The organism is Novosphingobium sp. 11B (genome assembly GCF_054589055.1).
The window spans coordinates 25,406-29,244 of sequence record NZ_BAAILP010000219.1 but is presented as its reverse complement, the minus strand read 5'-3'; the positions used below and the strand labels follow the sequence as shown (position 1 = coordinate 29,244).

At 67.9% G+C, this 3,839-nt stretch carries 2 protein-coding genes; both read right to left on the bottom strand.

Going from position 1 to position 3,839, the window contains the following annotated elements:
- Positions 1–77: 77 nt before the first annotated feature.
- Positions 78–2,132, bottom strand: a complete 2,055-nt coding sequence (locus tag ACYPYD_RS20105; protein WP_459665078.1) for a glycoside hydrolase family 2 protein — start codon at positions 2,130–2,132, stop codon at positions 78–80.
- Between the two features lie 10 nt (positions 2,133–2,142).
- Entirely contained in the window at positions 2,143–3,768 is a 1,626-nt protein-coding gene (locus ACYPYD_RS20100) for a rhamnogalacturonidase (RefSeq protein ID WP_459665076.1), read from the bottom strand.
- Positions 3,769–3,839 lie beyond the last annotated feature (71 nt).

The window sequence follows — 3,839 nt, the reverse complement described above, 5'->3', positions numbered from 1 at the left end:
AGCGAAGCAATCCAGGGCGTGCGTAAACCGCCCTGGATTGCTTCGCTGCGCTCGCAATGACGAAGGGCGGGGACGTCCTAAGGCTGCGTCTCCCACGTCCATTCCACTGCATCGCCGAGCGCCCCCGACCGCGCCTCCACCCGGTTCGCACCCGGCGCGAGGTCCAGCGGCCACGCCGCGATGTGGTCCGTCACCGGCACTTTCGTCCAGGCGCCGCCGTTGAGGCGCATCTCCACCTCGCTCTGGTTGGTGAAGGCCTGCGCCGTCACGCGCTGCGTCCGCTTGTGCAGGTCGCGGCCGCTGGCGATGTGTAGCATCGGCGTGTCCGACCAGTTGGCCTGATACCAGTACCAGGCGTCCTTGCGCACCTTGCGGTCCTCGGTGACGAGGCCCTTGTCGTTGATCGCGGGGCGGTCGCCCTCGTTGCGCTTGAACGAGGGAAAGTCGATCCCCACCCATACGAAAGTGGACCACAGGAACGGCCGCTTTTTCATTTCGCGCCAGTGCTTGACGTGGAAGTCGGTCTGCCATTGCTCGGGGTGCCAGTAGCCGTTCGATTCCGGGCGCTTGAGCACCGGGTCTTCCTGATGCAGCACGCTTGCCCCGGCGCCGTATTCGCTGACGCCGATGGGGCGTCCGGGCAGTCTTGCATGGAGTTCGTCGGCCCATGGCCCGATGTCTTCGGACTGCGTCCAGTACCACCCGAAATAGCGGTTGTACGACACCGTGTCGCTGTGCTGCGCGATGGGATCGTCGTCCGCGAGGCAGCAGTGCGCGTATGTCGTCGGCCGGGTGGGATCGAGCGTCTTGGCGGTTGCCTGCAGTTCGGCGAGGATGCGGTTGGATGCCGCGTCCGACTTGCGGATCTCGTTGCCGATGCCCCACAGCGCTACAGAAGGGTGGTTGCCGGTCTGCGCGATCAGCTCGCGCATCTGCTGGACGAGGTTTTCGCGGAAGGCGTCGGACGGATCGTGGTCGTCGATCAGCGGCACTTCGGTCAGCACCAGCAGGCCCAGTTCGTCGGCACGTTCGTATACCCGCTGCGGATGTTGCATATGCGCGAGCCGCAGGCCGGTCGCGCCCATCTCGGCGAAGAGGTTCAGATCCTCGTCGATCTGTGCAGAAGTCACCACCGGGCCGCGCCCGAAGCGGGTGGGCAGTTGCAGGTTCACCCCGCGCAAGGGATAAGGCGCGCCGTTGAGCAGGAACGTGCCGTCCGGCTTCACCGCGACCGTGCGGATGCCCAGCGGCGCACTCTGGCTGTCGATGACGTTGCCGCCCTCGGTAATTTCGGTGACGACGCGGTAGAGGTAGGGGGCCTTGATGCCCTGCCACAGCCGCGCACTGTGCATAGCCAGGGACTGGTCAAGGCTCTGCCGGGCGCCGGCGCCCAGTGCCACCGCGCGCGAGGCTTTAGCTACCACTTTGCCGCCCGCGTCGAGCACACGGCTGTTCAGGGTGAAGCGCGCGGGAGCGGTGCGGTCGTTGCGCAGCAGGACGGTGAGGCCCACAATCGCCTCGCTGCCCTTCAGCGCGGTGGTGCGCACGGCAAGGCCCGGCCCTGCATGGTCGAGCCGGTCGAAGGCGAGCGCGTCGCTCTCGATCAGCGTGACCGGGCGGGCGAGGCCGCCGAAGACGTTGAAATCGCCGTTAAGCGGCGCGATCGTGGTGTCTCGCGCGTTGTCCACGCGCACCGCGAGCACGTTGGCGCCGTCGCGCAGCGCTTCGGTCGCGTCGAGGCGGAAGGCGCCGTAGCCGCCCTTGTGCGCGCCCAGCCGCTTGCCGTTGAGCCAGACTTCGGCCTTGAGCGAGACGCCAGCGAACTCCAGCAGCATGCGCTTGCCGGGCGTGGGCCGGGCCTCGAAGTTCAGGCGATACCAGGCGGGGCCGCGATAGTAGACGCCCTCGGGCTCGCCGCGCGCCTTGGCGCCGCCGATGCCGGAATCGCCCGCGTTGTAGGTGTGGGGGACGGAGACGGTCTGCCATGCGCGGTCGTCGAAGGCGGGCGCCTCGGCCCCGGCGGCGTCGGCCTTGAGGAAGTGCCAGCCCTCGGCCAGCGGGCGTTCACTGGCGGCGAGGACCGGCAATGACGCGGAAGCGAGCAGGGCGGCGAGAAGAGGGCGCAGAAGCATCGTCAGTCCTTCAGGAGAGTTTCGCCACATCGCCGATCGCGATGTCGCTGCTGGCGGCGCTGCGCACCGCGCGGGCCCGCTCGTGCGGGGAGCGCAGGCCGTCCACCACCGCGCCCGCCACGTCGTCGAACACCACGGCGGGCCGCGCGTCGGGCGCGTCCACCGCGAAGGTCACGTCCTTGAGCATCACGTTGCGGGCATGGCGCACATAGAGGCCGTGCGCGGGGAACGTCCCCATGAAGCTGGGTTCCAGGCTGGAGGCGGGCCGCTCGGGAATGGTCCGGCCTGCATCCTCACCCGTGCCGCCGCCGGCCGAGCGGACGTGGACATCCACGAAAGTCACATCCTCGATCGGTGCGCCGGGGTTGCCGACCACGCCGCAGGCATAAGGACCGGGCGCGCCCGAGACGTTGATGCCGGAAAACCGCACGCGCCGCACTTTCGAGGGGCCATTGCCCAGAGGCGCGCGGTTGCGGGCGGCTAGGCGCACGAAGATCGGGTGGTTCACCGGATTGCGCAAGTTGATGTCGCGGAAGGTCACGTCCTCCAGAACGCCGCCGTCGATCGCGCCCAGTTGCAGTCCGCGCGTGTTCTCGCAGATGCAGTCGGCGATCAGGATATTGCGGAAGCCCGTGGCGGAATCGGTGCCCAGCTTGATCCGCCCGAGCACGCCGACGTCGTCCACCGAGCGATAGGTGGAGGGCCGATAGCTGCCGTCCACCAGAGTGCCCAGATCGTAGCCGCTGGTCTTGCAGCCGATCACGGAGACCTCCTCGCAGAACACCGGCTCGTTCAGGGCATAGCTGCTCTTGAGGACGATGGCGTCGTCCTTGGGGGCGTTCACCACGCAGTTGGTGACGCGCACGTCGCGGCAGCAGTCGATGTCGATGCCGTCGCGGTCGGTATCGACAGTCAGGTTGTCGATGGTGACATTGCGCGATCCCAGCACGTAGCAGGCGAAGTGGCCGCCCTGCAGGATCGTGAAGTCGCGCAGCAGGACACCCCGGCAACGCTTGAGCGCCACCGCCTTGTTGCCGCGCCCTTCGTAGGCCATCTCGCGCGGGATGGCGCGGCGGGCGGCATCGGGCGAGAGGCCGAGTTCCTTCGGCGACTTCCACCCCTCGATCCCGTGCCAGCGGGGGGCGGGGCCCTCGCGGTCGAGGCCGAGGCCGTGGATCAGCCCGCGCCCGATGATCGCCACGTCGGTCAGGTCGATGCCCGAGATCAGCGCATTGCGGAAATGGGCGACGCCGTAATCGACATACTGTTCCTCGTAGACGCCCTCGGGCAAGTCGTAGGCGCCCTTATGGCGGCGCGGGTCGGCGGCCTCGATCACGCTGCCGGGCATCAGCAGCAGGGTGACATGGCTGCGCAGGCGGATCGAGAAGCACAGGTAATGGCCCGGAGGGACGACGACGGTGCCGCCGCCCGCATCGTTCGCGGCGGCGATGGCGCGGTTGAAGGCATCGGAATCGATCGCGGCGCCGTCGCCCTTCGCGCCGTGGTCGCGAACGTCGTGGAAGCCAGTCAAGGCCCCTGTGGCGCGCACCGGCGCCGAGCTCATCGCGAAGGCCGCGCCCATGCCTAGCGTCACGGCGCGGCGGCTGAACTCCGCCCGTTCGATCACGCGGTTCACGTCCTGCTCCCTCAAAGTTATGTTGTATGATGTATTACATAACGGATGAAGGATGCCAAGCCGTTGTGAAG

Coding starts and splice junctions, on each gene's coding strand:
- ACYPYD_RS20105 (WP_459665078.1), bottom strand. CDS start 2,132: ATGCTTCTGCGCCCTCTTCTCGCCGCCCTGCTCGCTTCCGCGTCATTG.